This is a genomic window from Thiolapillus sp., assembly GCF_048562965.1.
In the GTDB taxonomy this organism is placed as follows: domain Bacteria; phylum Pseudomonadota; class Gammaproteobacteria; order Chromatiales; family Chromatiaceae; genus Thiolapillus; species Thiolapillus brandeum_A.
Genome location: NZ_JBHNMF010000865.1, coordinates 1 through 1,218, shown reverse-complemented (window position 1 = coordinate 1,218; position 1,218 = coordinate 1). Strand labels below are relative to the sequence as shown.

Genomic DNA, 1,218 nt, shown 5'->3' with positions numbered 1-1,218 from the left:
ATGATGTGAACAAACGCCTGGGGCGCTTGATGATGAACGGTATCCTGCTCGATGCGGGTTATCCGGCAATCAATCTACCGGCCCGTCGCCAGTTGGAATTCAACCAGCTCATGCTGGAGTTCTACCCATCCGGCGACCCTGCGCCGATGAACCGATTTATGCGATCCTGTCTCGATGAGCGAATCATCGGCATCATGCAGGAAACGCGCCAGACAAAGAAATAGCCTAAGCCATGACCAACCTCCCCGTCGCCAAAGACGGCAAGCTCCCTCCTCCGCCCCGCCTATCAAAAGCGGAACGGGATAAGCGCCTGCAGGAAACCCTGGACGCGATTCACGACTTCCTGGATGCCCACAAGACCGACAACAGCGAACGGGCCTATTACGCCGGCCTGCGCTACTTCTGGGCCTGGTGCTGGTACACCTGGGGGGTAACTGAAGAAGAATACCCGGTACCGGAGCCGCTGATTGAGGCCTACGTAATTGGCATGCTGAAGGGATTTCGGAAAGACACCGATGAAGCCATAAGGGAGCTGGGCATCAAGAAGACCCCCGGCCCATCAAAGCTGTCCACCATCGAACAGCGCCTATGGGTGCTCAACCGGGCACATCAGGAACACGTCAAAGATATTGATGACCGCTACGTTTACACCGCGACTGTCCGTAAGCTGCTCAAGGCCGCCCGCAAGGACGGCAAGCACCGAAAAGAGAAATCCAAGGCGCTGGTGCGCGACCAGCTGCTGGAGCTGATCGACGCCCTGGATGATATGCCGCCGGTGTATGGCGCCATGATGCGGGCCATGCTGGCCGTAGGGTTTGTCGCCGGCGGCCGGCGCGTGAGCGAACTGGTGGCCATCACGCCCGATGACCTCACACGCAGGGACACAAAAGAATCCCCGGGGTGGATGTTTGAGCTGGCCCTGGGCGCGCGTAAGACCGCGGATGCCGCCGATGATGTCAAGATACTCCCCATCCGGGGCTTCGCCGCCGTGTGGCTTATGGAGTGGCTGCGTTTGCGCGAGGAGCTGGGGGTCAGCGGCCCTCCCCTGTTCCGTGCCGTCCGGCTCCGCCAGGGACGGGATCGCAAAACCCGGCAGATGGAGACGCGGGAATACCTCCAAAAGGGGGTTTCCACATCCTGGTTCTGGCAGCAGATCAGGAAGCTTGCTGATAAGGCAGGTATCGAGGGCAAGATCACCCCCCATAGCCTACGGTCCGG

Annotated in this window: 2 pseudogenes; both read left to right on the top strand. The window is 60.0% G+C overall.

Going from position 1 to position 1,218, the window contains the following annotated elements:
- Window positions 1-224: pseudogene (locus tag ACOCD2_RS20740) on the top strand (hypothetical protein); the annotation flags it as partial.
- 8 nt (window positions 225-232) lie between these two features.
- A pseudogene (locus tag ACOCD2_RS20735) lies at window positions 233-1,218 on the top strand (hypothetical protein); the annotation flags it as partial.